Genomic DNA, 16,006 nt, shown 5'->3' with positions numbered 1-16,006 from the left:
TTCATGGTAATATTATTTGCATGCGTCCGAGTAGTAATGTGAGCAGAGGTCGTTAAGAGATTCATTTTATAAAAATCTGATTTTTCCATAAAAAATAAATGTTTAAAAACTTGTAATACGTCTTAATCTGTGGGAACTCTCACAAATCGTGGATTTACCAGTTAAATTTTGAAAATTGTGGGAACTATTAAGGAAATACAAAAAGAATCATCGTCCAATCAAATCTTTGCACAAAATTACTGTTTTACGACCATCATCAAAATTTAAATCCCATTTTAACATAAGTTTGGCTTAAGAAAGAGTTTTCTAAAAGTATGAGTTCCTACAATTTTAGAATTTGCTCGTAAAATCGTGGTTTGTGGGAACTCATACATCATTTTACAGACAAACTTAAGTTTTGTAATAGTTCCTACATTTTGTCTTTTACACAAAGATTGACTTTCATAAAAAGGATTCTAATGCCAAACTCACGTTAGTTGATTTAAAAAATTCTTACTATACTAAAATTCTAAGAAGTTAGTTTCATTTCCACAAGCCTACCTGAACCGTATAAACAAAATAAATTTTCCTTAAATGTCCAAACTTGCTTCAGATGATGAATGAACGAATCTGAACCTTGTGGATGATCTTTAACTTCCGGAAGAGATAAAAATCTACTTTCGTAATGATCTTTTTCCCAATTCAAAAGGCCAATTCCTTCTATACGTTGTTTTTTGCTATTGATATATTTATTTACAGACATCCAAATGTTTCCAGAGGCATCTTGATAAGGATTCCCTCTAAGTCCAAAACGTTTCAAAGGTCCGGTTTCAAAAGCGTTACTAAAAGAGATTATTTTATTTTCGTCCTTTTCAAAATATACAATTGGACTTTCTCTAATTGTATAAAATCGATTCTCTTTTTCTTTTCTTTTTATAATTGTCTGAATATTGGATCGATCGGAAATGTCGAATACATAAATCTCTTTGTTATGAGAAGAAATAAGAATGAGGTATTGGTCGTAGCATACGGATTGTAACTCAAAAATATTCATAATTCTGAATGCGTTTGGAACAAGCTCAACTTCGGAATCTGATTTTATATTTTTCGCTACAATATTATGAACGATGTTATAATTTCCAGTATCTATCTTTGTGACTAAAAAAAGCATACCGTCGTTGTAGATACCGCCTATTAATCTACTTTTATCAGAAAAATTGATTTTCCATTCCGAATTTGAAAACGTATAGAGTAGGGATCCTTTTTCGCTAGCTACAAATAATTCGTTTTTATTTGAAAAACTAATTCTTGTTAGATGTTTATCTATGAATTCTTTGTTATTTTCTATCTTGGATTCAAGAGTCGGTTTTCCACTTTGAATATCAAATATGGAAAGATTACTTTCTATGTCTAAAATGGCTAATTTCTTTTCTGTAATTGCAAGGGCCGCGATGGGTCTTTCAATATCATAGTAATTTAAAATTTCTAAATCTGCGGAAGGGTTCAAATTATTGGAATCGGAGTCATTTTCCATAGGAAATAACAGTTAGGGTTTTTAAGTGATGTTAATACATATTTAAAACAAATCTTTAATAAAATACTTACTTTGACCGAATGGGTTTTATTGCGAATTTTCCTAACTCAATCAAAATTTAAGATTGGATTCATACACTTTTTACAAGTGAAATTGTTTTGGAGAATTCTGAAGCTTCAAAAAGTTCTACGCTTTCGATTTCGTTATAGAAATTTTGCGAAAAACAAAACTCCCATTCGTTGTATAATTGATCCAGGAATATTTGGATTTGTTTTTTTATATTTCAATAATATTTTAAAATTATAATATATTGACCTGGGATCAAATTTAGGGTGAATACGTTTTGTTTGATTTGTGTACAGTAGAGTTGTTGAAAAATTCCATAGTGGCGATTAACAAAACTGCTTCAATTGCCGATTTGCATAAAATAAAAATAGATGGAGAATTCATTTTTTAACAACTCTACTGTATTATAAATTAATAATAAATGAAATATGAATGATTTCTGATTCTTTTTTAAATTTAGGTCTTCTGAAAATTATAAATTGTCCAAATTCGTTCTCAGTATAAGAAATGTTTTTATTAAATTGAAATTTTTTTTGATCCAATACTTTGATTGCATGATCAAGTGAAAGTGGAGAGTTTGTTTTTTCTTTTGTTTTGCTAAGTAGATATTTTACTTTTTTTTAAAGTCAGAAACGGCTTTGCTTTTTATTTTGGTTTCTTTTATGATAAAATAAAATTCGACAAAATAGGTCGTACATCCGTAATTCTGAATTTTTAATTTTGTGTTTTGATCAATATTTAAAGATTCAAATCCGATGTTTTTATCAATTTCTAATCTAAAATTACTACTCTCTTTTGCAAGAGAAGAAGGTATCGACCGACTGCATTTTCTCCGGATGTTCGTGTCCTCTTTTTCTATAGATTTCTCTGAAGTTTGCAAAGAGTTTAAAAGTAGGATTTGTTAAAAGGAGTTTTTTCAAAATCAAACGCGCACGTTTCACCTAACTTGTAAAATACGAAGCTATTTTTTGTTTATCTACAATCCGGAGAATCTACTAAAATAAAAGGCATGGTGATCGGAGTTCCGTTTGCTTTGAGTTCCCTGTCTTTTAAATAAAAACCACATACGGAAACGTAACTTCCTACTTGGACGTTGGAAATTAGGGAGGTTGAATCTGAATCCAGAGCGACCGGTTTACCGGAAAAATAGACCAAAAAACGAATTGAATTTCCTTTATATAAAATTTCAGAAACGGTTCCGGATATTTGGATCGTCTTTCCAAAGGCTGCGGATGGATTAGAGACTAATTCGTAACCGCTTACCTTGGGAGGAGGTGAATTTGTTTTCTTTTTAGATTCAATAGAATTTCCAACTAACAGTAAAAATACGAAAAAAATAAAAAACGATTTTATTTTGAAATTCATGGTTTCTCCGAATTATGGATTCGATTCTATTGCATCATCTGGAATGCCCGGAGTTTTGATTCCACCGGATCTACTAAGCCATTTGTTTGTAATCATAGCGCGTCTGTCTGCGGGAAAAAGTGTTAGAAGATAAGTAGTAATCGTAGGTCTTCCGTCTTCTTCCGCGTCCTTATCCATCTGAATAAAGACGTCTATAATATCTCCATCGGGCCAGTTTACAAGCATTCCGATCGCTGATTCGGGAGGCATGTTTCCTACTTTATCCGCAAGAACTTTAACCAGTTTTTGGCGACTGTTTTTTTCTGAATCCGCAGATTTCATTTCTTTTTCTTTGGTAATGAGACCTTTACGCATTTCTTCTAACTTTTCCATTTCGGCCTCAAGTTTTCCCTTTTCGGCGATAAGCTCTGTTTTTCTTTTTTCAAGTTCGTCTAGTTCTTCTGCAAATCTTTCTTGAGCTTTAGCAAATTCTAATTTTTGAAGTTCGGTGGGAGATTCGTTGTCTTGATTTACGAGAGCCGGTTCTTTACGAAGAAATGGAAAAATTTCGGAGGCGTTGATGATTTGGAAATAATCGAAAACGAAAAAACCGATCGCCAATAAAAAAAGAATAAGGAGTACTAAATAGATAGCTCTTGCTTTATCGCTTAAGGATGCCATATTTAAACCTTTAGATCGATTCGATTCTCGTTGATTTTATTTTCCAATTGTTCCGCCTTTTTCTGAAAATCGGTAATTTTCTTCTGAAGGCTGAGTATAGAATCTGTCGTTTGATTGGAATTTCCCACTGCGACATTTAAAATTTTCTGAAATAAGGAATCATTTTTTATATCTGTCGTATAGTTTTTTGATTTCGGATGCGCCTGAATCGTCGTTAGACGATTCGGAGTTGGATCCAGTATCGTATGTAAAGACTCTCGGAGCCGGTTCAGAGGATTCATTCATTTCTCTCCGTTCAATGGATTTTAGTTGATTGTAATGTTCTTCGAGTTCAAATTTTTCTTTTTTAAAATATAACTTTTTGTAATCTTTATATTGATTCTCTTTGAGAATTTCCAAAATCTTACGGTCTTTTTGGGCGAGTATTAATTCTGTTCTTTTAGAATCTAACTCTGATTTTCTATTTTCTATATCGGATTCTAAATTTTCGTTTCTGGTAATAAGAGAGCGAATATAACCTTGATGGAGTTGATAGTCTCTTAAAGAGGCGCCGTAAAGAGAATAAGATTCTCCCGTAAGATGTTCGATTTGTTTTTCGTTTTCTAAAATGGAGTTGCGTATCTGATTGATTTCACCCGCAACTTTCGAGAACGCTTTTAGTTTTTCATCTTCTTTTTTTTTGCGAAGATTTAAAACCGGTTCTAGACTGAATTGAAAACGTTTCAAGTTTAGAATTCCTCTTCTTCCTGTTCTTCTTCTAAAACTTCTTTTAGACCTTGTAAGGCTTGGGAATAAGTACTACGTTCCTGAATTTTCTGTTTTAAATAACGATCTATTTTGTCTTTTTTACGGATTGCAAGATCCACTTTTAAATCCGAGCCTGAAACATACGCATTTAAGCGGATCAATTCTTCGGCAGAGTTATAAACGCTGATCAGTTCTCGGATCATTCCCGCTCTTAGATTTTGGTCTTCTGGAGAAATTCTCGCCATTACCCTGGAAAGGGAAGCGGGTATATCGATAGCAGGATAATGATTTTTTTCGGCGAGTTTTCTGTTCAAGATGATATGTCCGTCTATATAACCTCGAACCGCGTCTGCGATTGGATCTTCCATTTCGTCCGCTTCTGTCAGAACCGTATAAAATCCTGTGATAGTTCCTCCCGATTTCGAAGTTCCAGAGCGTTCAACAAGTTTTGCTAATTTAGAAAAAACTGATGAACTAAATCCTCTCGTAATAGGAGGTTCGTGGTTGGAAGCGGAGATTTCACGATTAGCTTGTGCAAATCGAGTCAAAGAATCCATCATAAGATTTACGTGTTTTCCCTGATCTCTAAAATATTCTGCGATGGAAGTCGCGAGTAAGGCGCAGTTTACCTGTTCCATCTTTGGTGCGTCGGAGGTTGCGGCTAATACGACCGATTTTTTAAGTCCTTCTTTTCCGAGATCGATTTCGATAAATTCGTTTACCTCTCTACCTCTTTCCCCTACGAGAGCTATCACGTTTACGTCTGCGTCGGTATAACGTGCGATCATTCCAAGTAGACTGGATTTACCTACGCCGGAGCCGGAAAAGATTCCGACTCTTTGTCCTCTTCCGATGGTTAAAATCCCGTCGATGGCTCGAACTCCAGTCATGAGAATGTCTCGAATGATCGGGCGATCCAAAGGATTGGGAACTTCGTTATCGGGGGGACGTTCTTCTTTGGTGATGATATGACCTTTTTTATCGATCGGTCTTCCGACCCCATTTAAGACTCTTCCAAGTAGTTCTTTTCCGACGGGAACCGCGAGTTTTCTGCCGGAAGAAAACACAAATGCTTCCGGATAAATCCCTTCAATGGGGCCGAGGGGCATAAGAGTATAGACGTGACCTTCAAAACCTACGATTTCACATTGGAGATAACCTTCTTTCCCACTTTTTTGAACATCCATCAGTTCCCCAATTTTAGAGTCGGGTGGGCCTTCTGAATAGATTACGTTTCCGGAGACTCGAATGACTTTTCCGGATTTCCGGATCGTTTCGGTTCGATCCATGATTAGGAAATATTTAGACATTACGTCTACTTTCTCATGAAATTTTTTCTCTATCATAAGGATTATTTCTTGGTATCTAGAATTTACAAGAAAGTCAAGTATCTATGAGAAAATAAAAAAATTATGTCGCTATAATTCAGTTTTTGAAAAAAGCTAAGATTTTCAATTTTGTCGAGATACAGTAGTTTGGTTCAAAGATTTTCGGTTTTAGCTTTGGATTTTCTTAACTTGAGAGATTTTTACTACTCAGACATATAAAGAATGATACTCAAAATTGACGGTTGATTTTACAAAAGATGCAGAAGTTCTTAAAATATATATATAATCCCTTTTTTTGAAGGAGTTCCTACATTTTAATTTTCGAAGCAAATCATGATGTTTGCTTTGCGCTTTGGTAGTAAGGAATGAAGGCGTTTCCAAATCTCTTCAGAGATATCTAAATGACCTAAATTTGAATTCATATGTCATATCTACTTCTTTAGACTACAAGTACAAGGAGGTTTTGGGACAAGCTCTAAGCAGTTTAGTTGTATTTTCATTTTTTCCAAAAAAATCTTCTTTGAATTTGAAATCCGAAAACAATTTCCAACTTTTACTTCCTTACGTTGAACGCACGTTAAATAATGATCTTATGATTTCCTTTTAATCATAACGCATAATAAAATAGGTTTATAAACGTTAACTCTCCTGAAACGTTTATGCGCGAGGTTTCAGTGGCAATAGAGATGTCTTGCAAATCAGGTGATAAAGCAAATGCGCAGATCCGAAGTTAGGCGACTTGCACTATTTTTATTTTCCGATTTTCTAAAGTAGTTTTCTAAAAAAAATAGCTGAATCTTCGTATCCTATTGATGTATAGAAATCTCTTGCTCTTCTGGTCGCAAGTCCAATAAGTTTTGAATTTCTAAATCGAGCCCAGTTTTCAAATTCAGACATTAAAAGTCGAGCAACTCCGTGCCTTCTATGATCTTCTAAAACAAAAATTTCTTCAAGCCAAGCAACTTTTCCATTGGCATAAAGAGTATAATGATCAAATCCAAGACAATATGCTATAATTTTTTCATTTTCCTCAGCTAATAGAAAGTGAGCAGAAGGTTCTTGAGTGAGAGAATTAAAACTAATTTTGAATAGCGCATAATCGGTTTTAAAAGAAGTAGCAAATTGCTCTGTTAGGTTGAAAATATTATCTACATCTGTTTCCTGGACTTTTCTAATATTCATGTTGTTTTCAATGGTTTATTCTTATTAAAAAAGTGACAGAAAATTTATATTTGTTTTCTGAATTTAATTGAATTTCCGTCATAGTTAAAAGCAATAGTTTTGCTTATACAGTTTTGAAACTTAATTCATTCGCAACTTTATTGAAATCTTTATCATACGAAAATATATGTAAATCTTCACCAAGTTCATTGCGAATTCGATAGCCGTTGACAAATGCAAAGCATTTAAAGTTCTACAGCCAAAAAGATTATTTCGTTATTCAAATTCTTTATTGTTGATGAATCTAAGTTTTTAAGATTGATTTTCTCGAACAGGATATTTTGTGCAGTGAAAATTCCATTCCTTTAAACAGTATTGATGCAATTTATAAAATTTCAATTTCACAAATTTAGATCCGATTCAAATACTTTGAGAATCTTAATATTATTTGTAATAGTTAGAAGTTGATCTTACACTCCTTAAAAATTAACAAGGAGCAAAAGATCACAACAGGACAAAAAATAACTAGGGAATATATCAATGGCGTGTAACGTTATGTTCGATTTCTATAGAACGATTTCGATTTTTTTCTATAAAATGTGTTTCCAAAGAAAATAAAATAAGCATTAGAAAAACAAGAAATTCTAAACTATAAGTATTTCACTCTGAATTAGGCAACAAGTAATCAGTATTTTGTATCGAAATAGGATTTATGATTTAAATTTAAGATACTCAATTTTATAAAGATCAGTAGGACAGACTCAAAGTTTCTAAATTGAAACTATTTGGATAAAGATTAGAGTTGTTGAAAAATTCCATAGTGAAGATTCGTAAAATTGCTTCAATTGTCCATTTCAATCCAATACAAACAGATCAAGAATTAATTTTTCAACAACTCTATTATCATCCATACTCACACCTAATAGCGATTTCTTGTTTGGTTACTGATTTTTATAAAATTCTAAACCAAGTTCGGACGTTTTAAAGGTAAATCAAAATGTTCGTTCAACACATATCTTAAAAATTGTCTTTAGTGAAAAATTGGAACAAATTCCGCTACACAAAAATTCAGTACCCAAACACATTCAAAAAGGCGAATATAATTATTCAATTTCGCTTAACATTTGTGTACCGAAATAAATTTTTCTAAAAAAATTGAAAAGAGATTGTACTCTATTTCCGATATTTGATTATGTCCCGTATTGTAAATTCGGTGGAGATCCGTTATGCCAGAGCAGTTACAGAAAATTTTAAATAACATCCGGGAATTTTTCACAACCCTGGACACTACTAAAAAACTCATCCTGGGAGGGGTGGCTCTAACCGTTTTGATTGCGATTGGAATCCTCTCTACGATCTCTCTTCAAAAAAACAGAGTAGTTTTGTTTAAAGACTTAACCAGCAAAGACTTTGCAGAAGTAACTAAAAAACTGGATTCTCTAGGTTATCAATACGGTAGTTCCGATACAAGTGTGATCACAGTTGATCCGGAACAAAGACAAGAGATCGTCACAAAACTTGCTCAGGAAAATTTAATTCCGGCCGGAGTTCAAGGTTGGGAACTTTTTAACGTAGATAAATTCACCGAAACACAGTTCGACAAAGATATTAAAAAATATAGAGCCTTAAAAGGTGCAATTGAACAATCTCTTATGACTCTTCGTTCCGTAGACAAGGCTTACGTAAACATAGCCTTTCCGGAAGAAGAACTTTTTAGTTCCAATTCATCTCCCGTAAAAGCGTCTGTTATCTTGCACTACATTCCCGGAGTAGAATCCCTTTCTAGAAAAGAAGTCAAAGGGATCGTAAACTTGGTCTCTAGAGCGGTTCCGAAATTAAAACCGGAAAACGTGAGCGTCGCAGACGCAGACGGTAAAATCATCAGCGACTTTGAAGAAGACTTAGAAAAAGAGAGACTCGAACTTAGGATCGTTCAAGAAAAATTAAGAATCGGAGAAGAGCAGAGAATACAACGTCTTATCGATATGAGAAACACACTTCGCTGGCTTTTAGGCGGCGAAGACAGAGTAGATATTACACGTTTTGAATATAATTTAAATTGGGATAAGGAATCTTATAAGGACAATTCCGTTTCGCCGGTTGTCGCAATTCCAGATAATCCAAACACTCCTTATTCAGAACTAAAACTCGTAGACGGTTATTCGCTCAAAGTTTCTTCTAAAGAAACCAAAGAAGACTTTAAAGGTAGAGGTTTTACCCCGGACGGACCCGCAGGAACCGAACCGAACATTGCTCCCGGTTATAAAGATACGGATTATCAAAAAGCGGAATACAGCAAAGCCGAAAACATCAATAACTATGAATTTAACAGAAGGGTTTCTGAAGTTCAAAAACAACCTTGGAAAGTAGAAAAGGTAAACTTATCTGTCGTCATAGACGGGGTCTGGGAAAAGAAAGAGAAAGAAGACGGGACCGGTTACGATCGTAAATATGTTCCGGTTTCGGAAGATGAACTCAGACAGATCCGTAAAAATTTGGAATCCGCAGTCGGAATCGATAAGGCCAGAGGAGACCAAATTTCTGTGGTCACGATTCCAAAAGACAGATCGGCTCAATTTGCTGCGGAAGACGAAGAGCTACGTAAACAAAAAGCGATTCGTCAAATGATCATCGCATCCTTAATCATCATTTTACTTTTAATCGTAAGCATACTGGTTTACAGAGCGATCAAAAAAGAAATCGCAAGAAGAAGAAGAAGACTCAGAGAAGAAGAACTTGCCGCTCAACAACAGATGATGAGAGAAGCCGCCCTTCGAGTTATGGACGAAAGTGGCGCCGAAGTGGAACTTTCTCTCGACGAAAAATACAGAAGAGAACTTCTCGAAAACGCGATCAACCTCGCCAGAGAAAAACCGGAGGAGGTCGCACAACTTCTTCGCACTTGGCTCTCTGAAGAGGAAGCAGGTTGATGAACAACCTGTCTTCCAGACAAAACAGGGCCGGAAGTTTACTTCGGATTTTAGGAGAACATCTTCCTCCGGAAGTTTACAAACATCTAGGTCCGGAAGTCACCGGAAAACTTTTAGAAACGTTTCACAAAACCGGAAAACCAGATTCGAAAGAAGAGAGAGAAATTCTCTCTTCTTTTTTGAATTCTCTTTCTAAAATTCAAAAAGAAGAATCCATCGATCCGGAAAGTTTAAATCTCATCCGGGAACTGGAAGCGCTTCTCAAAGAAGAAAAGGAAGAAAGAGATCTTTTACAAGAACTGAAGACAAAAAACTCGGAAGAAATTTCCAAGATCGTTTCCGGTGAAAAATCGGACATGATCGCTTTAGTTCTTTGTTTTGGAAATCCGGATGTAGCCGCAGCCGTATTAAACGACTTTCCGGAAATGATAAAAGAAGAAATTTTGATCCAGATTCACGATCTAGATCTTTCCAGCGAATATGAAAAAAATCGTTTGGAAAGATTTTTAAGGTTCAAACTGGAAGCAATTGCTCTCGAAGAAAAAAGTCTTCCGATACATAACCCAAAGGGAAAAAAAGCGGCTGATCTTTTAGGTAGGTTGCGGCCGGGAGATTCTCAAAAAATATTCGCTCGAATCCGCGAGAAGCGCCCCGGTTTTGCCGAAAATATAATGGAACATTTCTTTCGGATGGAAGATCTATTATTTTTAGAAAGAGAACCTTTAAATCGTTTTTTTTCTTCTTTTCATCCGATCGTTCTCTCGTGCGCTTTAAAGGGGACTGAAACGGAGATACAGTTTAGAATTCTTGAAAAATTAGAACCCGCTCTCTCCGCTTCGATTCGTTTGGAATCCGATTCTATGGGACCGATTAGTCTTGCGGAAATGGAGACCGCTCAAAACGGAATTTTGGAAAGGTTACGAGAAGAGATCGAAGAAGGAAGTATCAAATTTTGGAGAGCGACTTAAGTCATGGCCAAACTCGTCTTTAAACCCATACAAATTTCGGATATGAAAGATCAGGTAGAATTAGCAATTCCTGATAAATATAAAAAATTTCACAGAGATGAAGACGCGGAAGAGTTTGAAGTAGATCAAGAAGGAAATATCATCGAACAATACCAAGGTCCTTCGATCGAAGAAATTGAGGCGGAGTTAAATCGTTACCGAGAAGAAAACGAAGAACAGGTTCGTAAACTTCTAGAAGACGCCAGAAGAAAGTCAGAAGAGATCGAAGAAGAAGGACGCAAACGCGCCTTTCAAATGATCCAAGATTCTAAAGAAAAAGTAAAACTAGAAGAAGATACAGGTAAGGCCAAAGCAGAACAGATCCTTGATAGAGCCAAGATGGAAGTCGAAAGGATGATCAAAGAAGCCGAGATGAAGGTGGCTGAGATCGAACACGAGGCTTATCTAAAAGGTTACGACGCCGGTAGAGAAGTAGGTTTTAAAAAAGGTCAAGGAGAAGTCAGACGTTTAATCGATCGTTTGGGAACCATCGTAGGTAAGGCGATAGATATCCGAGAAGAAATTATTCAAGCTTCGGAAAAACAAATGGTGGAGATGATTTTAATCATCGCACGTAAGGTTATCAAAGACGAAATTATTGAAAGAAAAGAAATTGTTCTTAATAATATTAGAGAAGCATTAAAAAGGATCAAAGATAGAGATCGCGTGGATATTCGAGTCAACTTTGCGGATTTGGAACTTACAACCGCTCATAAAGACGAGCTGATCAAACTTATGGAATCTCTTCGCAAGGTTAATATATACGAAGATTCTCGTGTGGATCGGGGTGGCGTTATCATCGAAACTGACGTGGGGGCGATTGACGCTAGAATTTCTACTCAGCTTAAAGAAATTGAAGAAGCGATCCGAAATGCGGAACCGATCTAAAATACGGTGAACTTTGAATCCTATTTTTTGAGAAATCCTGTATCTTTATAAAATCGCTCATTCATTTTCCTGATACTATTTTTATACGTCCTAGTTTTAAATAAATAGAACTTAGATTTTCGATTTTTATTTGAAAGGAAGTCGTAAATTTTTGAAGTAAAACAACATTTGTATGTAAAATTTCTAGATGTTTTGTCGGATCGTTCTTTAGTTTAACGCGAAAGGGATCGATGCGGAGTCAAGTTATTGAAATTAAAGAAATTGAATGTATGACTAATGTGCACAATAACTTGACTGAAGCTAAAGAGCCCGGTCCCGCCTGTTTCATTGAATCTTTCTTTTGCAGACTATTGGCGGGATTCGCCCGGATTTTAAACCGCCAAACTCGTGTTAGTTTATGAAAATTTGAAATATTTAAGATTTGCTTTTATGAATTGCGGCTATTGATCCTGAGAAAGATATATAAATAATATTGAATAGAAGCATAAAATAAGGAAATTCTAAACCTTCGATTCCAGCTATATCGTAAAAGAATCGATTGGATTGTTTAATTTGATAACCATTTTCGTTTTCATAAATTATAAATTCATAATACGCATAGTGGTCGTTTGATAGTTGGTGTGTGGAATAACCTACATAGTAGATTTTATTCCCGTCAAAATCTATAAATTCAAAGATATCTACTGCAAGAAAAAAGCATACTTGGTTATATTCAGCTTCCGGTTGTTCAAAGGTATAATTTTTTTGAATGAAATCGTGAATCTTTATGCCCTTGGAGATATTCAAACGAAATGAAGTTTTATTTAAGGCTTGGCGCCAATTTGTTTCATCCTCATTGGATAGGCGTATGGAAATATCGTCTAAAAAGTATTCGATTCTATCTTGTGTGGTATCGTAATCAAATCGTTTTGAGCTAGTAAGTTGCCAGTCACGATCTTTTGATTTCAAATTACAGGCGGGAAAGATATTTGGTTCAAGAGACAATTCAGATACCAATCGTTTTACTTCTTTGATTGAATTTGGTATTGATGGACGCGAAAGATAATAACCCCAATGAGATTGATTCCAAAATAAAATCATTACGCCAATCGATAAATATACAGTGGTGATAATCTTGTGTTTGGTTGTGTCAAAATAAGTATAAGGAATCAGTTGGTTTAAAAATGCGGCTGCAATTGCTGGAACTAAGTATATTAATATTACCCAATCCAATGAGTCGGTAGGATGATATTGCAGATCGCGTAATTCTTTTGAAAAGGAAGCAGTCAGTAATAAAAGAGAATGTAGAGGTGTAAAGAAGAGTAAATATCTGCTGATTTGAGCAAAAATCTTTTTCATAATTTCTAAGATAAAATTTAATTTTCCGATCAAGACATAATTAAAAAACAGTAAGCGGTCATACAAAGTAAACTAAAAACGTTTAGGTTTATAAAAACTTGCTAAGAATCTTAAATCTATAAATTGGAGCTATTCTTTTTTGAATTTAAACAAGTCTCAAAAACAGCCGAACGAGTAAGACGGTTTTATTTTTTTAGGTCAAAATGAAATACTTTTTATAATTCGTTTTTGAATTTAACATCAATTTTGGATGGGATTTTCAATTGAATTCTATTTTTTTGAATCTAAATTCAAAAAACTATTTTTGAAATAAATATAGAATGTCGTTTTCCATTTCTTCAAAGAACGAATTGGGCAGATGATTTGAATTGATTTTCAAAATACTTTTGAGTTTAAATTCTTCTTCTAACGGTCCTTCATACCAATGAATTAATAATCCGAATTCGTTACAAAGATTCATAGAGAAAAATTCCAAAATCAACTGATGCCAAAATTCCGTTTCTAATAAATTAGATTTTTTTAAAACTTCAGAATTGGATTTTTGTTTAAGTTCGTAACGAACCTTTTCCGAAAGCCATCGATTAATTTTAGTTTTACTCCAACCTTTTTTTTCTAACTTAGAAATTGTAGATTGATGAGAATTTATTTTAGATCCTAATGTAGTTTCACAATCACAGATGCCTGTGGTGGGTCGAAAATAGAAATAAAGATTTGAAGTCTGGTTTAAAATACTCGGATTTATAATTTCTTCAAATCTTAAGTTGTGGTTTTCTAAAATTTCACTCGTTTTAATTAAATTTATGTGATTAGGTATGGTAGCAGTAATATAATAACACATAAAGATATTTTAAAAAATCGAATTAGTTTTAAACAAGTCGTTTTTTATTTTAAAATAGAGTTGTTGAAAAATTCCATAGTGAAGATTCGTAAAATTGCTTCAATTGTCCATTCAATCCAATACAAACAGATCAAGAATTAATTTTTCAACAACTCTAATGAATATTATTTTTAACATTGTTGAATTTGGTAATTAACCCACCATTATTTATGAATTATATGTTCTTTCAAAAACTTTCTATTAATTACGAAATATTTAAAAATCACTTTCAAAATTTTTAAAGTATCTTTATATTTAAAAAAATGATCATCCATTGAATTTTTGTATGAAGTAGCCGATTGAACAGATTATCAAAAAGATAAATTATAAAAATATAATTCTTTTTAGGGATGATCTGGTTTCTATTTAAATTCGGATCTCTGAAATTCGAGTTTTAGATTTAAGTATTAAAGATCTGTGTAAGAGATAACTAACCCTAAAGTCATTAGTAAAAATCGACTTATAGATCGTGTATATCGTGCGTAAATTTCTGTCAAAACTTGACTAATTCTTATATTCAAGGTAAATTTGGTTTATGGCCACTAAGAAAAAAAACTGGCTTCTCTATGGAGCGAATGGTTATACGGGAAAACTGATTGCCGAAAAGGCCGTGGAAAGAGGGCAAACGCCGATCCTGGCCGGAAGATCTGAATCTAAAATTCGTTCTATTGCTGAAGAACTAGGACTTCCGTTTAGAATATTTTCTTTGGAAAATCCAAAAGAAATCCAAAATCAGATTTCAGATAGTTTTTTAGTTTTAAATTGTGCCGGTCCATTTATAGAAACAGCGATTCCAATAGCAAAAGCTTGTGTAGAATCCGGGGTCCACTATTTGGATGTTACCGGAGAAATTCCGGTATTTGAAACGTTGTATTCCTTATCCCCTAAGGCACTTGCAAAAAATGTAATGTTACTTCCGGGAGTGGGGTTTGACGTAGTACCTACCGATTGTCTTGCGGTAATGCTCAAAGAAAAACTTTCCAAAGCCCATTTTTTAGAATTGGGATTTACCGGTTTTACGGACTTATCCAGAGGAACTTTAAAAAGTGCACTGGCTCAACTTCCTTATGGATCTAAGATAAGAAGAAACGGAAAGATTGAAACGATTCCACAGTTGAGTTTAAAAAAAGTAATAGAGATAAACGGGCGTTATGCGGAATTTTTTGCAGTTCCTTGGGGGGACGTTTTTACTTCATTTATTTCCACGGAAATACCAAACATCACGGTATATTCTTCTTTTCCGGAATTTCAAACTAGGATTTTGAAATTATTACAACCTAGTATTTTTTTCTTAAAAAATTCTGCGATTTTAAAAGGAATACAAAATATTGTAGAAGTGATTGCAAGTGGACCGGATAAACAAAAAAGAAAAAAGGGAGAAGTGCTTCTTTGGGGAGAAGTTTGGAGCGAAGCGAATTCCAAGAGAGTTTCCATTCGGATGCGTTGTTTGGAAGCGTATGAATTTACCGTCGAATCTGCGTTAGCCGCAGTTTCCAAAGTAGAAAAAAAGAAATTCCATGCAGGTTTCACTACTCCTGCAAAAATATTCGGTTCTAAGTTTGTATTGGAAATTCCGGGAACTAAAATTTTATCTTAAACTTTTAGAGTGTTTTGTCGGATGAATATTTTTGTTCTGCTGTAATAAAGTAGGCGGTTATTTGAGTATTGATATATTATAAAACTATTTTATATCTATAAGTTATAAAGTGTAAAAATTTAGTAGTTTTCCTGTCTAAAGGTGTTGTGATAAGGCCTTACATTTTATTTTTACAGAAAAATCGGGTTTTATAAAATAAATTTTTTACATCGAATTAACGTTAAATAATGTGAATTCGACGTAAGAAAACCAGAGAAATCCTGCTTGCCATAGGCCGCCGGACCGGGCTCTTTAGCTCTGATCAATAAATTGTATATAGGAAACATTATATAATAATCGTTTTTAGATTCAATTTAAAACGCGATCTGTCGAGCGCCAATAGAAGCGAGACGCTGAGTTTGAGAGAGCGTTTTGCTTTAGTTTCCCCGCATCGATCCCTTTCGCGTTAACTCACGCTAAATAAGAAAATCATTATTTGCGATTGCGGAGAATGTTAAAAAACTTTTTTAATCTTAAACATACGTTAGTT

General features: G+C 34.2%; 13 protein-coding genes and 2 pseudogenes. 4 read left to right on the top strand and 11 right to left on the bottom strand.

Features of this window, described 5'->3' with window-relative positions:
* Positions 1 to 508: 508 nt before the first annotated feature.
* The 9 genes and pseudogenes from LEP1GSC049_RS215115 to LEP1GSC049_RS215140 all read right to left on the bottom strand — a co-directional run bounded on the left by LEP1GSC049_RS215115 (position 509) and on the right by LEP1GSC049_RS215140 (position 6,861).
* A complete protein-coding gene (locus LEP1GSC049_RS215115) occupies positions 509 to 1,513 on the bottom strand; it encodes a hypothetical protein (protein WP_016560833.1) in 1,005 nt (334 codons plus the stop codon).
* A 470-nt stretch (positions 1,514 to 1,983) separates the two neighbouring features.
* Positions 1,984 to 2,441: pseudogene (locus tag LEP1GSC049_RS2000000229065) on the bottom strand (SH3 domain-containing protein); the annotation flags it as partial.
* Between the two features lie 110 nt (positions 2,442 to 2,551).
* A complete protein-coding gene (locus tag LEP1GSC049_RS215120) occupies positions 2,552 to 2,944 on the bottom strand; it encodes a transporter (RefSeq protein ID WP_004752704.1) in 393 nt (130 codons plus the stop codon).
* Positions 2,945 to 2,956: 12 nt separating this feature from the next.
* Entirely contained in the window at positions 2,957 to 3,604 is a 648-nt protein-coding gene (locus tag LEP1GSC049_RS215125; protein ID WP_004752237.1) for a periplasmic-type flagellar collar protein FlbB, read from the bottom strand.
* Between the two features lie 2 nt (positions 3,605 to 3,606).
* Positions 3,607 to 3,732: a hypothetical protein gene (locus LEP1GSC049_RS2000000228950; protein ID WP_004752444.1), complete on the bottom strand. Its 126-nt coding sequence runs from the start codon at positions 3,730 to 3,732 to the stop codon at positions 3,607 to 3,609.
* 31 nt (positions 3,733 to 3,763) lie between these two features.
* Complete coding sequence (gene fliJ, locus LEP1GSC049_RS215130; protein WP_004759082.1) at positions 3,764 to 4,330, bottom strand: flagellar export protein FliJ; 567 nt, start codon at positions 4,328 to 4,330, stop codon at positions 3,764 to 3,766.
* Between the two features lie 2 nt (positions 4,331 to 4,332).
* Positions 4,333 to 5,697, bottom strand: a complete 1,365-nt coding sequence (gene fliI, locus LEP1GSC049_RS215135) for a flagellar protein export ATPase FliI (protein WP_004751760.1) — start codon at positions 5,695 to 5,697, stop codon at positions 4,333 to 4,335.
* 320 nt (positions 5,698 to 6,017) lie between these two features.
* Positions 6,018 to 6,101, bottom strand: a pseudogene (locus LEP1GSC049_RS2000000227910) (IS5/IS1182 family transposase); the annotation flags it as partial.
* Positions 6,102 to 6,444: 343 nt separating this feature from the next.
* Positions 6,445 to 6,861, bottom strand: coding sequence for a GNAT family N-acetyltransferase (locus LEP1GSC049_RS215140; RefSeq protein WP_004752210.1), 417 nt, complete (start codon positions 6,859 to 6,861; stop codon positions 6,445 to 6,447).
* 1,205 nt (positions 6,862 to 8,066) lie between these two features.
* Between LEP1GSC049_RS215140 and fliF the strand changes: the two genes are divergently transcribed.
* Genes fliF through fliH form a run of 3 tightly spaced genes read left to right on the top strand, consistent with a single transcriptional unit; the run spans position 8,067 to position 11,665 of the window.
* Positions 8,067 to 9,770: a flagellar basal-body MS-ring/collar protein FliF gene (fliF, locus tag LEP1GSC049_RS215145; protein ID WP_004761960.1), complete on the top strand. Its 1,704-nt coding sequence runs from the start codon at positions 8,067 to 8,069 to the stop codon at positions 9,768 to 9,770.
* Positions 9,770 to 10,738: a FliG C-terminal domain-containing protein gene (locus tag LEP1GSC049_RS215150; protein WP_004759080.1), complete on the top strand. Its 969-nt coding sequence runs from the start codon at positions 9,770 to 9,772 to the stop codon at positions 10,736 to 10,738. Before fliF ends, LEP1GSC049_RS215150 begins: the two co-directional genes overlap by 1 nt.
* 3 nt (positions 10,739 to 10,741) lie before the next feature.
* Positions 10,742 to 11,665: a flagellar assembly protein FliH gene (gene fliH, locus LEP1GSC049_RS215155; protein ID WP_001096786.1), complete on the top strand. Its 924-nt coding sequence runs from the start codon at positions 10,742 to 10,744 to the stop codon at positions 11,663 to 11,665.
* A 414-nt stretch (positions 11,666 to 12,079) separates the two neighbouring features.
* On the opposite strand, the gene LEP1GSC049_RS215160 is transcribed toward fliH, so the two are convergent.
* Both LEP1GSC049_RS215160 and LEP1GSC049_RS215165 read right to left on the bottom strand, forming a co-directional pair.
* Positions 12,080 to 13,003 (bottom strand): hypothetical protein, encoded by a 924-nt coding sequence (locus tag LEP1GSC049_RS215160; RefSeq protein ID WP_016748801.1) that lies wholly within the window; start codon positions 13,001 to 13,003, stop codon positions 12,080 to 12,082.
* Positions 13,004 to 13,301: 298 nt separating this feature from the next.
* Complete coding sequence (locus tag LEP1GSC049_RS215165; RefSeq protein ID WP_004752666.1) at positions 13,302 to 13,841, bottom strand: hypothetical protein; 540 nt, start codon at positions 13,839 to 13,841, stop codon at positions 13,302 to 13,304.
* 574 nt (positions 13,842 to 14,415) lie between these two features.
* On the opposite strand from LEP1GSC049_RS215165, the gene LEP1GSC049_RS215170 reads away from it, so the two are divergent.
* Positions 14,416 to 15,477 (top strand): saccharopine dehydrogenase family protein, encoded by a 1,062-nt coding sequence (locus LEP1GSC049_RS215170; RefSeq protein ID WP_004752396.1) that lies wholly within the window; start codon positions 14,416 to 14,418, stop codon positions 15,475 to 15,477.
* The last annotated feature ends 529 nt before the right edge of the window (positions 15,478 to 16,006 follow it).

The organism is Leptospira kirschneri serovar Cynopteri str. 3522 CT (assembly GCF_000243695.2).
In the GTDB taxonomy this organism is placed as follows: Bacteria; Spirochaetota; Leptospiria; order Leptospirales; family Leptospiraceae; genus Leptospira; species Leptospira kirschneri.
Note: the sequence above shows the minus strand (reverse complement) of the source record. Positions and strands in the feature narration are given on the sequence as shown.